This is a genomic window from Vibrio aphrogenes (assembly GCF_002157735.2).
In the GTDB taxonomy this organism is placed as follows: Bacteria; Pseudomonadota; Gammaproteobacteria; order Enterobacterales; family Vibrionaceae; genus Vibrio; species Vibrio aphrogenes.
On the sequence record NZ_AP018690.1, the window covers coordinates 162,074 to 181,250 of the forward strand.

The window sequence follows — 19,177 nt, forward strand, 5'->3', positions numbered from 1 at the left end:
GATAATCAATGATTATATTAGTTTTTTTTGCACATTGGCATGACGCAAGGTGTTCAGCTAAGGGCCGTTCACATCAAGGTCATGTCGTTTATGATGGCAAGGTGGTGATAAATTCAACGAGGAATAAGGTGAATTGCCCCAAGATAACAATCAGATTGACATACCCCACAACCAGAACACTGATCATTGTTAATGCTTGGGCGCTGGCCATCTCGCCATTCTAAAGCTTGGGAAGGACAGCTGTTTTGGCAGGCATCACAAAAGCCGTAAGCATTGATGCAGGTTTCAGCAACCCTTGCCCGCAATCCAATATCTTGCTGGGTATGACTCAGCGCCGGGGTGGGGCATACGTTTTGGCATTGGCCACATAAGCTGCAATGTGAGTATTCTAAATCGAGAGTTGGAAAGCCATGTTCAAGGCGAATGACCGATTCTGGACACGATTTTTCGCACTCACCACATTGGTTGCATAAGCGGGTGAAAATATCTTCATCGACGGCATTCGGCGGGCGAGGGATGGTTCTTTGTACCGTCTCTTGCACTTCTAGCGATTGCTGAGCACGCTGAGTTAAGCCGGTGAATAAGGCTCTCCGGCTCAGCTGCGGCTGTTGGTCTTTATTGCGAGATATTGACATTAAAATAAATCTGTCTTGGTTTAATTTGGATCGCTAAGCTGGATGTTAATTGTACTAACAACGATTGCGTTAAGGCCATGGCGGAGGCATAAGCGGTGTCTTTAAGTAAAGGCTGAATTTGAGCGCAATAATGTTGTGTCCAAGGCAACATGTGCGTGCCTAATAACTCCGTTAATTCATCTGAGGGCGTTTCGTCTTCTTGTGACGCTAGGATTTCGCCTAATGTCATCATCATTAAACCAATGTGATCCAAAGGATCATTTTTTTGGGTTTCAAATTCAAAACCATGCTGAGTAAGAAATTGTTTATATTCAGATGTGGACTCACCAAATAACACACATTCACGATCTAAATACACTGAGCCCCAAGGTGGCACCGGCATATCAGCAATTCCTGAGAAGAATTCATCATGAGTTTCGCTTAATGAGGCGGAGTTTGTGGTTCTAAATTGCTCAACTAGCTGCGAAAAGGTCACAAGTAGAGGACTATTTTCTTGATTTGGCAGAGTAAAGGTTAAGATTTGGTCAATGCCATGAGCGGCGTATTCAGAAGGGTGAAAATACAGCAATGCGCCAAGGACTTTAGAAATTAAAGCGTGTTCTTGATAAGGCATAATTCTTAACTCTTTCTTTATTATTGATTTTTTCGATTCATTTTAGAACAACGTCAAACATGAGCTAGATGGTTGTGAGAATCATTATCACTTTCGTATTTCAATTCAGGCAGTTACCTGAATCACTAGCACGTAATATACGGTGGATAGAACCGCTTTACTTTGATTTAAAACAAGGTACCCCGATAGAGGTACGTCCATAATTGCCGCCATAACTCGAAGCATAAAAAATGAGGTAATGTCGTGTCAGTTAATAACAAACAGACAAATAACAACGACGCATTTGAAGTCACTCGTCGTGGCTTTGTGAAAGGTAGTGCAGCTTTAGGTGCATTAGCCACTGTCACGAGTGGATTAACGCTACCATTTAGTAAAAAAGCGGTTGCTAAAGAAACTCCAGCTAAAACTGACGAACGAATCGTTTGGTCAGCGTGTACGGTAAACTGCGGTAGTCGCTGTCCATTGCGTATGCATGTAGTCGATGGAGAAATTAAATGGGTTGAAACCGATAACACTGGTCTAGACAAATTCAATGATCACCACCAAGTACGTGCCTGTTTACGTGGCCGTTCAATGCGTCGTCGTGTTTATAATCCTGACCGTTTGAAATACCCACTAAAACGTGTAGGTAAACGTGGTGAAGGTAAATTCAAACGTATTAGCTGGGATGAAGCGCTAGATACCATTGCAAACAGTCTGAATGATACGATCAAAAATTACGGTAACGATGCTATTTACCTGAACTACGGTACAGGCACATTAGGTGGCACCGTGACGAAAAGTTGGGATCCAGGTGCGACGCTGATCGCGCGTTTAATGAATCTCAATGGTGGCTACTTAAACCATTATGGTGACTATTCAACCGCAGCGATCGCGCGTATGGGCGATTTCTTCTACGGCGGCTGGATGGATAATAACAGCATTGATGACATCCAAAATGCTGACTTAGCGGTGTTCTTTGGTAATAACCCAGCAGAAACTCGTATGTCTGGCGGTGGTCAAGTGCATAACTTGGTTGAAGCGCAGCAAAAAAGTAACACTCGCACCATCATCATTGACCCTCGTTATACTGATACTGCAGGCGGTCGTGAAGATCAATGGATTCCATTGCGTCACGGTACTGATGCCGCATTATGTGCTGCTCTGGCGCATGTGATCATTACCGAAGGCAAAGCAGACGAAGACTTCTTAAATACTTATTGTGTCGGTTATGACGCCAGCACTTTGCCGGCTTCAGCACCTAAAAATGCGAGCTACAAAGATTATATTTTAGGTAATGGTAACGATAAAACTGCCAAAACACCTGAGTGGGCGGCACCGATCACGGGGATTCCTGCGGAAGACATTATCAAGTTAGGTCGTGAGATCGGCAATGCAAACCGTGTTTACATTACTCAAGGTTGGGGCTTACAACGTGCTGCCAGCGGTGAGCAAGCGTGTAAAGCCATTGGTATGTTATCACTTTTACGTGGCCAAGTAGGTCTACAAGGTGGCGGTACGGGCATGCGTGAAGGTAGCCACGGTTACCCATTCCAACGTTTCCCTCGTGTTGAGAACCCAGTGAAAGCGTCTATCCCAATGTTCTTGTGGACGGATGCGATTTACCGCGCTCATGAAATGACCGACAAAACCGACGGCATTCGTGGGGTTGAGCGTCTACAAAATCCAATCAAGTTCATTTGGAACTATGCGGGTAACTGCTTGATAAATCAGCATTCTGACATCAACCGTACGCATCAGATCCTACAAGATGAAAAAGCGTGTGAAATGATTGTGGTGATTGATAACCACATGACCTCTTCTGCTAAATACGCTGATATTATTCTGCCGGACTGTACTACGTCTGAGCAATCGGATTTCTGTATGGATGGTGCCGCAGGTTCTATGCCGTACTTCATTTTTGCTAGCCAAGCGATTAAACCGCGTTTCGAGTGTCGCCCAATTTACGACATGATGTCGGATCTGGCGAAGCGTTTAGGCTTGGAGCAAGAGTTCACAGAAGGCCGCACGCAAGAAGAGTGGCTGCAATGGATGTACGAGCAAACCGTTAAGCAAAATAATGATCCTGATTTACCGGATTATGATGCGATGCGTAAACAAGGTATCTATAAGAAGCAATTTGAGCGTCCACATGTGGCGTATGAAGACTTCCGTAAAGATCCAAAAGCCAATCCATTAGCCACGCCGTCTGGGAAAATCGAAATTTACTCAGAACAATTGGCTGAGATTGCGAAAGAATGGGTACTAGGAGACGATGAATACATCACTCCGATTGCAGAATATCATCCAACTTTTGATGGTTGGGATTCACCAAAACGTAAACAATTCCCTCTACAAATGACGGGTTTCCACTATAAAGCTCGCGCGCACTCCACTTACGGTAACGTAGAGTTGTTGAAAGCAGCTGCGCCTCAGGAAATTTGGATGAACCCAATTGATGCAGAATCTCGTGGCATCAAGAACGGCGATTTAGTGTTAGTCACCAGTGAATTTGGTCAATTGCAAGTGTGTGCCAAAGTGACACCACGCATTATTCCAAATACCACGGCATTGGGTGAAGGCGCATGGTATGCCCCTAACCGCGATGGTACGGACATGAACGGTTCTATCAACGTGTTGACGACGGCTCGTCCAACGCCTTTAGCAAAAGGAAATCCATCACACACTAACCTTGTAGAAATTAAGCTATTGAAAAGCATGGGAGTAAAAGCATGAGTGTAGCAGCATCGACTGGAGTCAAGAAACAATACGGTTTCTATATTGATTCAAGCAAATGTACAGGCTGCAAAACTTGCCAGCTTTCGTGCAAAGACAATAAAGATTTGGACGTGAAACGTAATTTCCGTCGTATCTATGAATACGTTGGTGGTAATTGGTCTGAGAACAACGGCGTTTATCGTCAAGATGTGTACTCTTACTACTTATCGATTGCGTGTAACCATTGTTCAAATCCGGCTTGTACCAAAGTATGTCCATCAGGTGCCATGCATAAGCGTGATGAAGATGGCTTGGTTGTGGTCAACGAAGATGTTTGTATTGGTTGTAAATATTGCCACATGGCTTGCCCATACGGCGCACCACAATACAGCGAAGAAAAAGGTCACATGACCAAATGTGATGGTTGTCATGAGCGCGTTGCTGAAGGCTTGATGCCAATTTGTGTCGATTCATGCCCATTACGTGCGATTGAATTTGGTGACATTAACGAGTTGCGTGCTAAATACGGTAACAACGCCGATTGTGCGCCATTACCTGACTCTCGTTTAACCAGCCCGAACTTGATCGTTAAGTTAAACCCCAATGCTAAGCCATTAGGCGATACCTCTGGCTTCTTACAAAATCCGAAGGAGGTAATCTAATGCATTTTGTTGAATTACCATTAGTGGTCTTTACTGTCTTAGCTCAGTGTGCAGTTGGCGCTTATTTATTGATCACGACCCGTTTAGCTTGTGTGAACGATGAAGCCAAACTCAATGATATTGCAATCAAAAGCCTATTTTTTGTATTAGGTTTTATGGCGATTGGTTTTGGTGCGTCGACTTCTCACTTAGGGAGCCCGTTACGTGCATTTAACTCATTAAACCGTGTTGGTGCTTCTGGGTTATCTAACGAGATCTTAACCGGTTCTTTATTCTTTGGTTTAGCCGGAATGTACTGGCTTGCCGAAGTCCTTACCGCGTTAGGTAAAGCGTGGTTTGGCAAAACCATCCGTACTGCTTTACGTTATCTTGGTGCGATTTCTGGTGTGATCTTTATGGCCGCTATGATTAAGGTGTACCTAATCAATACTGTGCCGTTATGGGATACCATTTATACACCACTGAACTTCACCTTTACCGTGATCACGGCGGGGCTACTGTTTGGTTACGTGTTGTTGAATGCGTTCAATGGCAGCACCATTAAAGCCAATAAAATCATTGCTATCGTGGGCATCCTATTAATTGCGGTTCATTACATTGTGTTGATTGCACAAGTACTTGATTTCTCAACTGTGGTGACGTCTGTGCATCAAGGTGTGACCGAGTTACAAGCTCACTCAAGCATGATCATGACGCAATGTGTATTGATGTTGATTGCCGCAGTTTTGTGGGCGGTTTCTGCTCATCAAACTAATAATAAAGTGCGTTTTTATAGCATTTTGGCGGTTGTTGCACTGATCGCTGCGGAAATCTTCAGTCGTGCGGTGTTCTATGGTTTGCACTTCACTTATGGTTTGATTTAATCCTGATTGATTGAATCTAAGTCATTCAAGCCCGAGCTGAAAAGTTCGGGCTTTTTTTATGCTGATACCAATTGTACTCATTGCCTGATCATCTGATGAGTGTGTACACCATAGTGGACCTCAAAATAGTTGTTCTAGAGTGATAGAGTGAGCGAAAGGTTCCATTTGATAGTTTTTACCTATAACAATTATCAATAAAACTGACTTTTCGATGACGGCTAAGAGCGTAAAATAATGGATGAGATTAGAAGTCTGCACCTTCTGATCTTTTTTATTTGCATACGGGGGAAAACATGGTGAAAAAAGCGTTAGTGGTTGAAGGTGGGGCAATGAGAGGTATTTTTGCCAGTGGGGTATTAGATAGCTTTCTTCATCATGATTATAATCCGTTTGATTTTGTGATGGGCGTTTCAGCTGGAGCATCCAACTTAGTAGGCTATTTGGCGGAACAACCGGAAAGAAGTTTTCGCGTGATCACTGAATTAGCCACGAGTCGACAATTTTTTAATCCGCTGCGCTTTATGAAAGGTGGCGACTTAGTCGATGTAAAATGGTTAATTGATGAATCGAATCGTCAATATCCGTTTGATAAAGATAAAGTCTTTCAACGTGTGCCATTTTATGCCGCTGCGACCAATGTAGAGACAGGACGAGCGGATTACTATCGCATTACCGCTGAAAACCATGTTAAAGCTTTAGAAGCGACCGCGGCACTCCCTATCGCCTATAAACAAACGCCGTGTTTTTCTGGTGAGTGTTATACCGATGGTGGGGTATCAGATTCCATTCCCGTGATTGAAGCTTATCGTCGTGGTGCACGTGATATCACAGTCATTTTATCGCATCCATTAAGTTATGAAATGCAATCACCTAAAACAACCTGGCTTACCAAAAAGTTATTTGCTCGTCACCCTCATATCGCGCGTTCCATGTTATTAAGGGCTCGTAACTATAATAAGTCACTCGATTTTATTAAACACTTTCCAGAAGATGCGGTGATTCGAGTGATTGCGCCGCCAGAAAACTTTGCCGTTAAGCGCCTAACTATGAAAAAACACATGTTAGAAGAAGGCTATGAAATGGGATTAAAATCGGGTGAGCTGCATTTATCTCATCGCTCGATGACCTTAAAAAAGTAACCTCTTGATTTGTTTATTATCAATGGCAGGAAAGGTGTCTTGTCATTGATATTGCCAGCGAGTTCCTTCAAAAATTTAGATGATATCGTACAAATCTCCCTACTTTAATGTGAGCTTGGTCACGCTATTATGAACTTAGTAAATGAGTTCAATCCTGAACTGATTTCAGAAAGGAGCTAATTATGAAAATATTTTATTCAGCCATACTCGCGACTTCATTAGTCTTAAGTTCAGCTGCAATGGCTTCTACTTCATCAGGAATTAAGCTAGATGTGATGCACGCTAGCGATCAAGCGGTGGTTAAGGTGACTCAGGATGGTCAACCGTTGGCTAACTACCCAGTAGAAATTCAAGGTCCAGGTAGTAAAACAAAAATGACCGATGAAAATGGTCAGCTTACCGTTAGCAATGCTGCTGGATCGGGTGTGAGATATACGTTCACTGTGCAAGATGATCAGGGAAACCGTATTTCAGATAAGGTGTTTTTAAACAATAAACGCCAATAATAATGGTCTCAGCGTGAAAATTAATAATAGTTATTGTTGAGGTTAGTTAACTGAAACCATGGTTAATATTGTCAACTAGTGAAAAACCAAGTTGCGCTTAAAATAGACCGACAAAAATGCCGCTTATTTCAATCTCAATGGAGAAGGAAGATAAGCGGCATTTTTTATGATGTTTTTGCTAAGTTAGCAACGCATCATTTCTATTGGGTCACTTGTGTTTGTAATGGTGCAGCTTCTGCTTCTGCTTCATCAACATGGATTGGCTCACATTTGTCGACAAACCAGCCCATGTAAGAACATAAGATAGTGACAAAGATACAGATAAAGGTCAGCCACATGAACGGCGCATATGAAAGCGTTGCAACACCTAAAATACTCGCCATGTAAATACCGTTATCACTCCAAGGCACCATGCCTGATGTCAATGTGCCACCAAATTCCGCATTACGAGAAAGGTTCTTACGTTGGTAACCTAAGCGATCATAATTTTTGGCACAGATTTTTGGCGTTAAGATCAAAGACACATACATTGCAGAACCGAAGATGTTCCCCATGAAGGCCGTTGCAATGGTGCTTGAGGCCAATGAACCTGCGCTTTGAATGCGTTTTTCAAAGAGTTTCGCGACGGTTTCTAGGATGCCAACTTTATCCAACAGGCCACCAAAACCTAAACCAAACACAATCACAGCCACAGAGCCCAGCATTGACGACATCCCACCACGGTTAAGAATGGCATCAATAAATTCCACACCAGAGCTGATGCTGTAAGGTGCCCAAGCGGTGTTAAATGCAGTTAAAAAGTCGATATCTTGCACGAAAACAGCCCAAACCACCCCTAATAATGAACCAAAGCTAATCACAGGGAATGATGGCATTCTCATGGCTAATAAGCTCAACACGATGATCACAGGGATAAACGACAGTGGGGTAATGGTAAATTGTTGCTCCATGGCTTCAATCACACCTTGTACTTGAGACATGTCGACTTTACCTGCGTAATGGAAGCCAAATAAAGTAAACAAGATCCCGGTGATGATGTAACTGATGAGAGCGATCGGCAGCATACCTTTGATGTGCTCCATGACTTCAACTTGAGACATGGAAGACGCCAAAATCACTGAGTCAGACAGTGGCGACATTTTATCACCGAAATAACAACCGGAAAGGACCGCACCTGCCGTGATTGGCGCAGGAACCCCTAAACCTTGACCAATCCCCATCATCGCAATGCCTGCAGTACCTGCTGCGCCCCATGAGGTGCCAGTTGCTAGCGCCGTCAAAGAACAGATGATCATGGTTGCTAATAGGAAAATGGAGGGATGGATGGCTTTCAATCCGTAATAAATAATCGTGGGCACGATCCCGCCGGAAATCCAAGTTCCGACCAGAGCGCCAACGGCTAATAAGATTAGAACAGCGCCTAATCCATTTGAAATACCCTTTAAGGCGGCTTTCTCTAACGCTTTATATTTATGGCCTAATTGAATGCCTAAAGTGATCACTATGAACCAGCCAATATACAATGCCAGTTGGATGGGAAGATCGAATTTAGCAGTAAATGAAAATGCCAGTAACAAAAAGAGTCCTAGTGAAATAAAGACCTGTATAAGACTGGGTAAACGTGTTGCCTGATGCTTCATCAATAGCCTCTAGTTAATGTTTGCTCTAAGGATATTTGTATCCTGTTTGGGGCAATGAATAGTTCGGTTAATTGAAGGGGGGCTACTTTACATGAAATCTTGGTTTTCATCTAAGATAACCGAACTTATTGTGATATTTATCTGTATTTAAAATGCAGAATGATATTTGGTGTCGAATTAATGAGCTAATGTGGGTGAATTGTTGGCTTTGTGTATGTGTCGATGTAGAGCGCGCTGTGGCGAAAATGTTACCGCTTCAGGCTTGGCTAGTCTCTTTATATCATTCAGTGCTAAAGTAAATGATTAAAGAAAAGAAATGAAGGTAAGTGCATGGCAGGCTTAAGTCTATTAACGTTATTAGATGATATTGCTTCGGTTTTAGATGACGTGGCAGTGATGTCAAAAGTAGCGGCGAAAAAAACCGTTGGGGTGTTGGGTGATGATTTGGCTCTAAATGCTCAGCAAGTAACAGGGGTGCGCGCTGAGCGTGAAATTCCGGTGGTATGGGGCGTGGCCAAAGGCTCATTTCGTAACAAGTTGATTTTAGTGCCTTCTGCATTGATCATCAGTGCCTTAGCACCTTGGCTTATTATGCCTGTGTTATTACTTGGCGGTTTGTATTTATGCTATGAAGGGGCTGAAAAAGTCTTAGAAAAATACTTACCTCATGCGCCTCATCATGATGTGGCAACAGAAGCCGAAAGTGATGCCCCACAAGATATCGCCGCTTATGAAAAACAAAAAATTAATGGGGCGATCCGGACTGACTTTATTCTGTCTTTGGAAATTATTGTGATTGCCTTAGGCATAGTACAAGGGCATCCACAAGTGACTCAGATTGTGGTGGTTAGCTTGATCGCTTTTTTAATGACCTGTGGCGTATATGGGTTGGTTGCCGGAATTGTGAAGCTTGATGATCTGGGCTTTTATTTACAGCGTAAAAGTGGCGGCAAAGGCCTGATGAATGGACTGGGCAATGTCTTGGTTGCGACAGCGCCTAAATTAATGAAAGTGCTAACGGTTGTTGGGACGGTTGCGATGTTTTTAGTTGGAGGCGGCATTATTGAGCACACCATTCCTGCGGTGCATCATGTTACGGAAGGGCTGACACACATGGCCGGCACACTGCCTGTCGTGAGTTCAGTATTACCGGTTGTGGTGACCGGCTTATTGGGGTTATTAGCGGGTGGCCTTTTGGTCGGTGTTTTTACTGTGATTGGCACGCTGAAAGGGAAGTGATGCTCACTTGGCGATGTCACAGTACGTTTGAATTGAATACGATAATTGAATTTAACACTATACTTGATTAGACCAGTGATGGCTTATTAATGAAGGCGGTTATTCATCGATACGATCATGGATAAGCGCCTTTTTTATTTTCATTCATGTCCTATTGAGGAGTGCGCAATGAAATGGTCAATCGCGCCTCTGAGCGGTATTGTTGGGGTGGCGCGGCATTACCTAGGGTGGGTGAGCTTAGGTGGCGTGCTATTACTCAGTGCGTGTTCAAGTTCATCTACCACGCCGCCAAAAGTAGAACCTGCGCCTGTTTTACAAGCGGTTTCATTTGCCTCGCCTCAAGACTCATCCATGCAAATAATCGCGAGGCATTGTCAATTGATTGATGTTGCCGCCCAATTACCCGTTTATTGCCAATTTAATACTCATCAAGGTGAATATGAGTTGGCTTTATCATTTAGTCATTATGACATTTCTCGTTTGTACTTATTATCCCTCTCGCAGCACTTGATTGCGCCTTATTGTCAGGCGGTGTCGTCTGATCAAGCACAAGGGCAGGTTGTAGTACAAATTTTCGCGACACAAATTCAAAGGCGCTATGATTGCGTCACTCAAAACTGGGCCGAGTGGCAGACGGTCTCGACGCCTCTACATTCCCCTTTCATTAAATTTATTGAGCGTTGCCAACGTTGGGATAAACAATATCCAGCACAATTTCATTGCAATATCGATTGGTATCAACAAACCCCAATTTTAGTTTTTACCTTTCCTGATATGCAACCAGCCAGTGCCTTAGAGAGTGGGCAACCAGCTAGTTTCATCCAAGACTTTTGTCATTCGGGCATGAAAGAGTTCGGCGAAGCTTTATATTTGGTGGAAGTGCCGAGTTTTAATTTGGCGAAAGTCATTCATTGTGGTGCAGAGGTAGAAAGTGAATGGTTTGTGATAGATCCAGAACTAGAGCCTGCTCCCATCAACGGTGTGATATGACATTGTGGGTATTACGGCCTAGCAATGGGGGTGATAGGCGGTTGTTGTATGACAGGAGATTGTAATGCGAGTGATAGAGCCTTGTTATTGTACCACTACACATGCAATTAGAAAGCGATAAGGCAAGATAAAGAAGAGTAATAAAAAGTGAAACGCAATGATACGTCTCACTTATTTAAGCTGTCTGTATTTCGATAGCCTGCGTTTATCGAGTCAGTGCCAGTGATAACTTATAGCGCCTTGATGTAATCGATAATGGCATCCGATTCGTATAACCAAGTGACTTGACCTTCTTTTTCAATGCGTAGGCAAGGGACTTGGCCTTTACCACCGCCAGAAATTTGCTCTTCACGATAAGCGGGGGTTTGACGTGTATCGCGTAGTTCAATAGCTAGACCTAACTCTGCCATTGCTCTGCGTACTTTCTGGCAATATGGGCAGCTTTCAAAGTGGTATAAAGCGAGTCCTTGAAGCGTGTGTTCTGCCATGGTGTTCTCCTTTGGCGTTGCGTTTAAATTTTAAATTTGCTTAATCCAATCAGATCGATATAAGCATCATTACATTGGTATTTTTCAGAAAGCTCATCTTCGGCTTTAAATTTAGAGACACCTTGCTCACGAGAAATGTCGGATAAACGGCTGTTGACCAAGGCTTTAAATTTATCATTATAGGTGTACCACTGCATTTCGTAGTTGTTACTGAGGTAAGCACCTATTTTATAGCTGTCTTCAGTATGTAAATAACTGCAGACAAAATAACGAGTGATTTCTGCATCGGATAAGGTTTTAGGGGGCGTATCCGTGGTGGCTGCTTGACTCACAAAAGACATGAGAAGTATTGAGCATAGCGTTAACAAGCGAAGCATTTATGTTCCTTTACCTGAATGGAGTTCAATCTTAATTGCATCATAACAAATAACCTCACAGAAACACTACGCTGAGAACCGCGTAATGTAAATGTCGAGGTTATTCTTGTAAGGTTTCCCAGCTAATCTCACATTGCTTATCATCACTAGAAACATAAGCGGTGTTACCTGAGAGCATGATCCCAAGATCCAGCGTTCGAGCGATCATTTGGCTAAATGCTTGGATACCTTGATAGTCGAGGCGCACAATGTTGACATTTAATGCAGACAACTTGGATTGATTTTGTTTCCACCACACATCGGATTTATTGTTAAAACTGTAGATTTTGACTTGCTTGGCGAGGCGAGTGGCTTTTTTAACTCGTTCTGGATCAGGCTCGCCGGCTTCAATCCAAAGCTCGATTTGGTCATCTAAGGTTTTAAGCCAAATATCGGGCTCTTCAATACTGGAGAGCCCCTTAGTAAATTGCAAGTCTTGGTGAGCGTTAAGGCAAAAAGCCACGATTCTGGCCATCATGCGCTCTTCATTTTCAGAAGGATGTTGGGCCACGGTTAAATTGAAAGAATCGTAATAATCACGGTTGATGTCGGTAAGCGCGATACGAAATTTATAAATAGTCGGTTTTAAAGCCATGAGAAACCAAGAGTAATCAAAAGAAGGCGCATTGTACGTGAATAATGCGTTAAGCCCAATCTTAAACGCTAAGCAGACGAAAACAAGCTGATGAAAACAAGCGTGGCGACCAGTGATGGCATGCGCTACATTGTGAGTATTCAATGGTAGAGGATAGACACCGATGGCAACCCCAACTTATTATTTTGACACCTTTACAACACCGGTTTGTGAAGTCACGCTCATGGGCAGCGAGTACGGGTTGCACCTCTTACACCTTGAGACGGGAGAAGGGAAAAAGGACGGCTTTCAGGTTGCCCCTGATTGGGTAAAGGACTCTGTTCGCTTTGCTGAGGTGAAACAACAACTGGAGGCGTATTTTTTAGGCAAGCGCTGCGACTTTAATTTTTCTATGCCATTAGAGCCTCAAGGGACGGTATTTCAACAAAGTGTCTGGCAAGCGTTAAGGCAAATCCCTTCCGGTGCGACGTGCCGCTATAAGGATATTGCCGATCAAATTGATAATCCGAAAGCGGTACGGGCAGTCGGAGCGGCGATTGGACGTAATCCGATCCCAATTATTATTCCTTGTCACCGGGTGGTGGGCGCAGATGGCAGTTTAACGGGCTTTGCCCACGGTTTGGCTATGAAACGCCAATTGCTGCGCTTAGAAGGCTATTTAGATTGATTCTGTAAAGACAAAAACAGCCTTAACATCCAGTTTTTGTAGATGTTAAGGCTGTGGTAATAACATCGTTAGCTAGTTATTAATGATCTCAATAATGCTCTCAAGCCATTATATGAGCTGCATACTGGTAATGCAGGTTCTCGCTTCCCCTTCAGTACTCAATATCTCAGTGCTGGTTTTTCCTTGATAAGTAAAAGTCACTTCTAAGTTCGCTCGGTTTTTTGGCATCCATAAATCAATGAAACCGTCTTTTTGAGTGGTAACGGTGCCATATTTTAAGACTTGCTTGCTGTCTAAATCGACCACCTTAATCATCATACTTTTTTCAACCATCTCACCTTGGCATCCGGTGGGTACATGGTAACCACAAGGGTGAGTGCGAAATTCATACGGTGCAATAGACAATAAGTGTTGGTCATGAGTAGGGATTTGAATTTGGCTGCCATCTTTAAATTTAGCCACTAACACATCAGGCATAACTTGCACTGATGCGGTGCCAGTACGGTGATATTGGTGGGACTTTTCTAACGCTTGTTCTGCGGTTAACCCTTTGAACTTATCGGCTTCCGCTGCTTGAGTGGATAGTGAAAAAGTCATGGCTAATGTGGTCGCCACAATGGCGGTTAATTTTGGAAATAATGTCATCGTTTGTTCTCCATGTCACAGCTTAACGTTGGCTGTGATGAGTCTAATTCTATTGGTGTTATTGCGATTAATTCTGAGTTAAAACCAAAGAGATGAGATCGGAGGGCGTGACAAATTGGCTAAGGTAATAGCGGCAATACGCTTTTGCTGGTGGCTGTGTTGGATAGCCGATGAGCTAACGGCTTCCATGGTCAAGCTTGTTGGTAGGGTGGCGGGCATGGAGAGACAAGAGGCGCAATGCACCTTGTTATGGTCAGTGTCACCACAGTCGAAGCTTATGAGAGATGCACCTGCATAAATTTGAGTTCCGGCATGAAATTGAGCGCAAGGTGGAGCTTGGCTGGCATCCGTTGAGGTTTGGTTTGTCTTTGATTGGCTTAGGTGAAATTGGTTGATTTGAAATTGATTTAGCGAAGTCACAGGTGCAGCAACACTGGTATTCGAATAGGCGACAACACTTGAAAGCAAACAAGCGGTCAAGGTAAAAAGCCATAACCTAGAGTGTTGAAATTTAAAGTGAAGCATCCTAAAACCTGCGCATAAAAGATGGCAGGATTATAAAGCTTCCTGTTAGGGGAAGGTCAAGTAATTCGTGCAACTTGAGGGTTAAATTTGGAACTTGCTTTTATCCCCAATATCGAAATGGAAAGGTTGACGGAATTTCGCCACACCAATGCTGAAAAGTAATAATGCGGATAGCCCGGCGCTGAGATACAACAGCGGTTGCCAAATGGGTAATGCCACACACAACCAATAGAAGACCAACATTAAAGGTGTGATCTTAATTAAGCGAATCCGAAAGCAATAATATTCTTTTATCGACAACCCACACCATACGGCAATAGCTGCCCCCAGGGCGATGGTTGGTAGCAACTGAGCGACCAATAAGCAGGTAGCCAATAAGCCACTGGCCTGAATAAACCAGCGGATGGTTTTGTCATAGATATGTACACAACTAGCGGCGATTAAAGCGCTAAGCACCAACAACGGCATGCCAAAGGCTAAGTGATTTAAACTCATCAAGACGATGGCGATGGCCGCCAGTAAAAAACACGAACGGTAGACCGCGACCGTAAGGTAGTCAATACGGTCGAGTGTTTCTTGGTGGTGAATGTCAGCCATCGTATAAGTTCCTAATGAGAGTAATGTTGTTACGTATCGTATTTTTTATTGCGCTTGGATGTAATTGAGCGCACCAATAATTGCCGCCACTTGAGCACGATTACATTCATCATCGCTGACACTTGGGCTATCAGGGTAGACTTCGGTGGTGGTGCAATATTGGCAATCAGTAAATCCGGCGCATAAGTTTAATTGTACTAGTGGGTAATTAATCACCCCATCTTGTGTGACATCTGAACCAATAATTTGGTTATTATCATCGGCAGGCGCAATATGAGTGACGTGGCGAACCGAATCAATGATCGCTTTTTGTAGCGCATCATCGTCTTTTTCCGTATCACCCACGGTGTAAAAACCATCCGGAATGAGACCTTTTTGATATTCAACCCCATCCCGCGCGGCTAACGCTGGGCGAAATTCTAGCTCATCGGTATCGGTGGTTTCATGCAAATCGAAATGAGCTAGAATTGATAACCCACTATCGACGACCATCTTCATTAGTGCTGCGGATTCTTGTACTGGGCTATTGGCACAAAAATTACGGTTGGGATCGAGTGCCTCGGGGTTCCAACGGTTAATGGTTTCATACCCCCAAGGGCTTACACAAGGCGCAATTAAAAAATTAAACTGTGCTTGATAATGCTCGGCGTGAGTTTGGGCAAAAAGTAAAGCACCATGTACGCCACTGGTTTCATAACCATGTACGCCGCCAGTAATTAAAATGGTGGGTTTATCCGCTTGCCAATGTTTTGTTTTTAGCACAAATAGGGGATAGCGACTCGCACCAACTGGGTTATTGTCATACTGCAACTCTCCATATTGGCACACGTCAAATTGGGTTGCGAGTGCGGTAATTTTAGGAACCACTTGTTCGAAGTAAGAGCGTTTGACTTGTGTTTGCTCTAACCATTGACGTTTTTCTTGATGACCCCATGCTTGACCGGGTGTCCCAATTGGAAAGGCATTGCTGAATGTCATGAAATATCCTTACATTAATGTGCTGATGCGTCTGGTGAAGTTCATCATATTAATTGCTCACCATTTCTATTTTTCTCGTCACAACCGTATACACTATGTAAATGCGTTAAATGGATTTGAGGCAAGTGATGCAAAAACGATGGTTAGTGATGATCATAGTGCTGTTATTAACCGGGTGCTCGACTCAGTTTTTCTATAATCGACTAGATTGGTTCGCGGCGCAATATGTTGATCGCTATATTAGTCTGAATGATGCACAACAAACCTTGTTTAAACAAGCAGTGGTGAAGGTTCGTCATTGGCATCGTAAGCAACAAATCCCTCTTTATATTGCCACCATTGATCGGTTGTTATTGGTTAATCCGGCCAAGGTGAGCCCCTCACAGGTTGAGGCGGAATTTTTGAGCTTCCGCCATTTCTCTCAGCAAGTTGCGCATCAGGTTATTCCTGAATTGTACCCTCTTTTTATGAGTTTAGCGCCTGCTCAAGCCGATGAACTGTTTGAGCACCTTGGTGAGAAATACCAAGAAGAATTATTAGAAGATCAAGCCTTGTCACCACGACAGCGCCAAGAGAAGTCTACAGAGCGAATGCAAGAAACATTGGAAAAATGGATGGGCGATCTTTCTGAATCACAACAAGCTTTGATTCGCCAGTGGAGCCAGCAACGGCCAGCGATGCGACAAGATTGGATTAAGCAGCAACAAATTAATAAATCCGAGCTGCAAGTGTTGTATTTACAGCGTAATCAATCGAACGAATTTAAGTCTCGTTTCATTTCCAGCCTGCAAAATCTTGAAGGTTTATACACGGCGGAATTTGCAGAAAAAGTGCAGCGTAATCGTCAGTTGACCTTCGAGATGGTCAGTCAAGTGATCCAATTAATGACTCCCAAACAACTTGAGCATTACCACAACAAATTGCGTGATTGGAAAACAATACTCGAGGAGTTACACGCTCAAGGCTGAGTTTTATTGAGCCTCATGTCACATAATTTTTACTTCATAGATCATATTATTGCCATCATTGTGTTTTATAGATCTCATTTATTTTTACTCACTATTAACCTTTTTATCTCAGTTTGGAGTGCTAAATGAATATTGTGCGTCACCCTTTATCTCTGTCCGTGCTTGTTGGCATGATCAGCATTGCTCATCCTAGTTTTGCCGATACGATTAATCTGCGCATTGTTGAAACCACCGACATTCATGCCAATGTGATGGATTATGATTATTACAAAGATAAGCCATCTGAAAAAATTGGTTTAGTACGTGCCGCCACTGTGGTGAAGCAAGCGCGTAGTGAAGTGGCAAATAGCGTGTTAGTGGATAATGGTGATTTAATTCAAGGTAGCCCGATGGGAGATTATGTTGCCGCTAAAGGTTTGACTCCTGGTGAAGTTCATCCAGCTTATAAAGCCATGAATTTATTGAAATACGATGTGGCTAATTTAGGTAACCATGAGTTTAACTATGGCTTAGATTTTCTTGCAGAAGCCACCAATGATGCCAAATTCCCCTATATCAATGCCAATATCATCGATGCACAATCGGGTAAAAATTACTTTAATCCATACATTATTAAACCATACCAATTTAAAGACACTCAAGGCAAAACCCATGAGATCAAAGTGGGCTACATTGGTTTTGTACCGCCACAAATCATGATATGGGATAAAAAGAATCTGACGGGTAAAGTCACCGTCAATGACATTAAGCAAACTGCGGAAACCTTCATTCCTAAAATGCGCGCAGAAGGGGCGGATGTAATTGTGGCTATCCCTCACTCCGGTATTTCGACCGATAAATATCAACAAGGCGCCGAAAACTCAGTGTATTACCTGACGCAAGTAAAAGGCATTGATGCTATTACCTTTGGTCACTCGCATGCGGTATTCCCAAGTAAAGAGTTTTCACAAGTACCGGGCGTCAATTTGGTGAAAGGAACCATTAATGGTATTCCGTCAGTGATGCCGGGGCGCTGGGGAAGCCATGTTGGTGTTATTGATTTAGTGCTGGAAGAACAGCAAGGCCAATGGCTTGTCACTGATAGTCAATCAGTCGCTCGCCCAATTTATGATGCTAATCATCAGCATTCTTTAGCCGCTGAAGATAAAGAGATTAAAAAAGTGATTGCTCATGATCATGAAGCGACTCGTTCCTTTGTGAATAAGCCGATCGGTAAAGCTAATGATGTGATGTACAGTTTCTTATCTTTAGTGCAAGACGATCCAACGGTACAAATTGTCAATTTGGCACAGCGAGATTATGTGGAACGCTTTATCCAAGGCGACCCTGATTTAGATGGGTTGCCGGTTCTGTCTGCTGCTGCGCCTTTTAAAGCGGGTGGCCGTAAAAATGACCCTGGCAATTATACCGAAGTTGAAGCGGGTAAGCTGACTTTCCGTAACGCCGCCGATTTATATTTATACCCTAATACTTTAGTGGCGATGAAGGTCAACGGTGAACAAGTTCGTGAATGGCTAGAATGTTCAGCAGGGCAGTTTAATCAAATTGATCTGAATAGTAATCAGGCACAATCGCTGATTAATTGGGATGGCTTTAGAACGTATAATTTTGATGTGATTGATGGTGTTAATTATCAGATCGACGTGACTCAACCAGCTCGTTATGACGGAGATTGTCAGTTAATTAATCAAAACTCCCACCGTATCGTCGGGCTCACCTACCAAGGCAAACCGGTGACAGCAAAACAAAAATTTTTAGTCGCGACTAATAACTATCGCGCTTATAGCGGTAAGTTTGCCGGAACGGGCGCAAAACACGTCGCCTTTGATTCGCCTGATGAAAACCGCACTATTGTGGCCGATTACATTAGCCGAGTCAGTAAAGAAAAAGGACAAGTAACCCCAAGCGCTGACAATAATTGGTCTTTTGCACCGATTCACACACAAGCTGATTTACAGGTTCAATTTGAAACCTCGCCTAGCGAACTGGCGGCCGAATTTATTCAAGATAAAGCCCAATACCCAATGAAAAAAGTGGGCACAGATGATGTCGGTTTTGCCGTGTATCAAATTGATTTAAAACCATAATGGTGACAGGTCAATACTGATAAATTAAGACCTGCATTGACAAAAAATGATAAAGCTTGGCGATGAGTCGAGCTTTATCATGCTTTCGTTTATTGCAGGTTAGTTTATGGTTCGGTCTGTTTGTTCAAATCGCAGTACCAGACTCTTTGGTTCCCCCTTTCTTTATTTTTTACTTGTGTGTTTTATTCCTTGCCCTGAGATGGTTTTTCTTGGCTGCATTGAAATAT

At 43.2% G+C, this 19,177-nt stretch carries 20 protein-coding genes; 10 read left to right on the top strand and 10 right to left on the bottom strand.

The annotated features are described in order from the left end of the window. Positions 1-113: 113 nt before the first annotated feature. Both napF and VCA1004_RS11985 read right to left on the bottom strand, forming a co-directional pair. Positions 114-635, bottom strand: coding sequence for a ferredoxin-type protein NapF (gene napF, locus VCA1004_RS11980; protein WP_086980690.1), 522 nt, complete (start codon positions 633-635; stop codon positions 114-116). Then, the gene (locus tag VCA1004_RS11985) at positions 616-1,248 is read right to left on the bottom strand and encodes a molecular chaperone TorD family protein (RefSeq protein WP_086980691.1); all 633 of its coding nucleotides are present in this window, start codon (positions 1,246-1,248) and stop codon (positions 616-618) included. The genes napF and VCA1004_RS11985 overlap by 20 nt, the downstream gene beginning before the upstream one ends. Positions 1,249-1,491: 243 nt before the next feature. On the opposite strand from VCA1004_RS11985, the gene VCA1004_RS11990 reads away from it, so the two are divergent. The 5 genes from VCA1004_RS11990 to VCA1004_RS12010 all read left to right on the top strand — a co-directional run bounded on the left by VCA1004_RS11990 (position 1,492) and on the right by VCA1004_RS12010 (position 7,115). Further along, on the top strand, positions 1,492-3,963 hold the full coding sequence (locus VCA1004_RS11990) for a DmsA/YnfE/YnfF family dimethyl sulfoxide reductase (RefSeq protein ID WP_086980692.1): 2,472 nt from the start codon (positions 1,492-1,494) through the stop codon (positions 3,961-3,963). Beyond that, entirely contained in the window at positions 3,960-4,607 is a 648-nt protein-coding gene (locus VCA1004_RS11995) for a DMSO/selenate family reductase complex B subunit (RefSeq protein ID WP_086980693.1), read from the top strand. Before VCA1004_RS11990 ends, VCA1004_RS11995 begins: the two co-directional genes overlap by 4 nt. Continuing rightward, the gene (locus VCA1004_RS12000; protein WP_086980694.1) at positions 4,607-5,470 is read left to right on the top strand and encodes a dimethyl sulfoxide reductase anchor subunit family protein; all 864 of its coding nucleotides are present in this window, start codon (positions 4,607-4,609) and stop codon (positions 5,468-5,470) included. Before VCA1004_RS11995 ends, VCA1004_RS12000 begins: the two co-directional genes overlap by 1 nt. A 293-nt stretch (positions 5,471-5,763) precedes the next feature. After that, positions 5,764-6,609 carry a patatin-like phospholipase family protein gene (locus tag VCA1004_RS12005; protein ID WP_086980695.1) on the top strand — a complete coding sequence of 282 codons (846 nt, stop codon included), beginning with the start codon at positions 5,764-5,766 and terminating at the stop codon, positions 6,607-6,609. Between the two features lie 182 nt (positions 6,610-6,791). Next, entirely contained in the window at positions 6,792-7,115 is a 324-nt protein-coding gene (locus VCA1004_RS12010) for a hypothetical protein (protein ID WP_086980696.1), read from the top strand. Positions 7,116-7,315: 200 nt separating this feature from the next. Here VCA1004_RS12010 and nhaC read toward each other — a convergent pair whose 3' ends face one another. Beyond that, on the bottom strand, positions 7,316-8,755 hold the full coding sequence (gene nhaC / locus VCA1004_RS12015) for a Na+/H+ antiporter NhaC (RefSeq protein ID WP_086980697.1): 1,440 nt from the start codon (positions 8,753-8,755) through the stop codon (positions 7,316-7,318). 330 nt (positions 8,756-9,085) lie between these two features. Here nhaC and VCA1004_RS12020 point away from each other — a divergent pair, with 330 nt between their 5' ends. Further along, positions 9,086-9,994: a DUF808 domain-containing protein gene (locus VCA1004_RS12020; protein ID WP_086980698.1), complete on the top strand. Its 909-nt coding sequence runs from the start codon at positions 9,086-9,088 to the stop codon at positions 9,992-9,994. A 168-nt stretch (positions 9,995-10,162) separates the two neighbouring features. After that, positions 10,163-10,984 carry a hypothetical protein gene (locus VCA1004_RS12025; RefSeq protein ID WP_086980699.1) on the top strand — a complete coding sequence of 274 codons (822 nt, stop codon included), beginning with the start codon at positions 10,163-10,165 and terminating at the stop codon, positions 10,982-10,984. Positions 10,985-11,214: 230 nt separating this feature from the next. On the opposite strand, the gene VCA1004_RS12030 is transcribed toward VCA1004_RS12025, so the two are convergent. From VCA1004_RS12030 to VCA1004_RS12040, 3 genes are all read right to left on the bottom strand, one after another. Continuing rightward, positions 11,215-11,472 (bottom strand): glutathione S-transferase N-terminal domain-containing protein, encoded by a 258-nt coding sequence (locus tag VCA1004_RS12030; RefSeq protein WP_086980700.1) that lies wholly within the window; start codon positions 11,470-11,472, stop codon positions 11,215-11,217. Positions 11,473-11,495: 23 nt separating this feature from the next. Beyond that, the gene (locus VCA1004_RS12035) at positions 11,496-11,849 is read right to left on the bottom strand and encodes a hypothetical protein (protein ID WP_086980701.1); all 354 of its coding nucleotides are present in this window, start codon (positions 11,847-11,849) and stop codon (positions 11,496-11,498) included. A 100-nt stretch (positions 11,850-11,949) separates the two neighbouring features. Beyond that, entirely contained in the window at positions 11,950-12,483 is a 534-nt protein-coding gene (locus VCA1004_RS12040) for a YaeQ family protein (RefSeq protein ID WP_086981361.1), read from the bottom strand. A gap of 163 nt (positions 12,484-12,646) precedes the next feature. Here VCA1004_RS12040 and VCA1004_RS12045 point away from each other — a divergent pair, with 163 nt between their 5' ends. After that, positions 12,647-13,150, top strand: coding sequence for a methylated-DNA--[protein]-cysteine S-methyltransferase (locus VCA1004_RS12045; RefSeq protein ID WP_086980702.1), 504 nt, complete (start codon positions 12,647-12,649; stop codon positions 13,148-13,150). Between the two features lie 108 nt (positions 13,151-13,258). Here VCA1004_RS12045 and VCA1004_RS12050 read toward each other — a convergent pair whose 3' ends face one another. From VCA1004_RS12050 to VCA1004_RS12065, 4 genes are all read right to left on the bottom strand, one after another. Further along, positions 13,259-13,795: a CueP family metal-binding protein gene (locus VCA1004_RS12050; RefSeq protein WP_086980703.1), complete on the bottom strand. Its 537-nt coding sequence runs from the start codon at positions 13,793-13,795 to the stop codon at positions 13,259-13,261. Positions 13,796-13,873: 78 nt separating this feature from the next. Next, positions 13,874-14,320, bottom strand: a complete 447-nt coding sequence (locus tag VCA1004_RS12055; protein ID WP_086980704.1) for a hypothetical protein — start codon at positions 14,318-14,320, stop codon at positions 13,874-13,876. 81 nt (positions 14,321-14,401) lie between these two features. Beyond that, positions 14,402-14,917 carry a DUF2301 domain-containing membrane protein gene (locus VCA1004_RS12060; RefSeq protein ID WP_086980705.1) on the bottom strand — a complete coding sequence of 172 codons (516 nt, stop codon included), beginning with the start codon at positions 14,915-14,917 and terminating at the stop codon, positions 14,402-14,404. A 45-nt stretch (positions 14,918-14,962) separates the two neighbouring features. Continuing rightward, positions 14,963-15,895 (bottom strand): M14 family metallopeptidase, encoded by a 933-nt coding sequence (locus VCA1004_RS12065; protein ID WP_086980706.1) that lies wholly within the window; start codon positions 15,893-15,895, stop codon positions 14,963-14,965. Positions 15,896-16,023: 128 nt separating this feature from the next. Between VCA1004_RS12065 and VCA1004_RS12070 the strand changes: the two genes are divergently transcribed. Further along, on the top strand, positions 16,024-16,863 hold the full coding sequence (locus tag VCA1004_RS12070; protein ID WP_126000537.1) for a DUF6279 family lipoprotein: 840 nt from the start codon (positions 16,024-16,026) through the stop codon (positions 16,861-16,863). Between the two features lie 125 nt (positions 16,864-16,988). Then, positions 16,989-18,950, top strand: a complete 1,962-nt coding sequence (gene cpdB, locus VCA1004_RS12075; protein ID WP_086980708.1) for a 2',3'-cyclic-nucleotide 2'-phosphodiesterase — start codon at positions 16,989-16,991, stop codon at positions 18,948-18,950. Positions 18,951-19,177 lie beyond the last annotated feature (227 nt).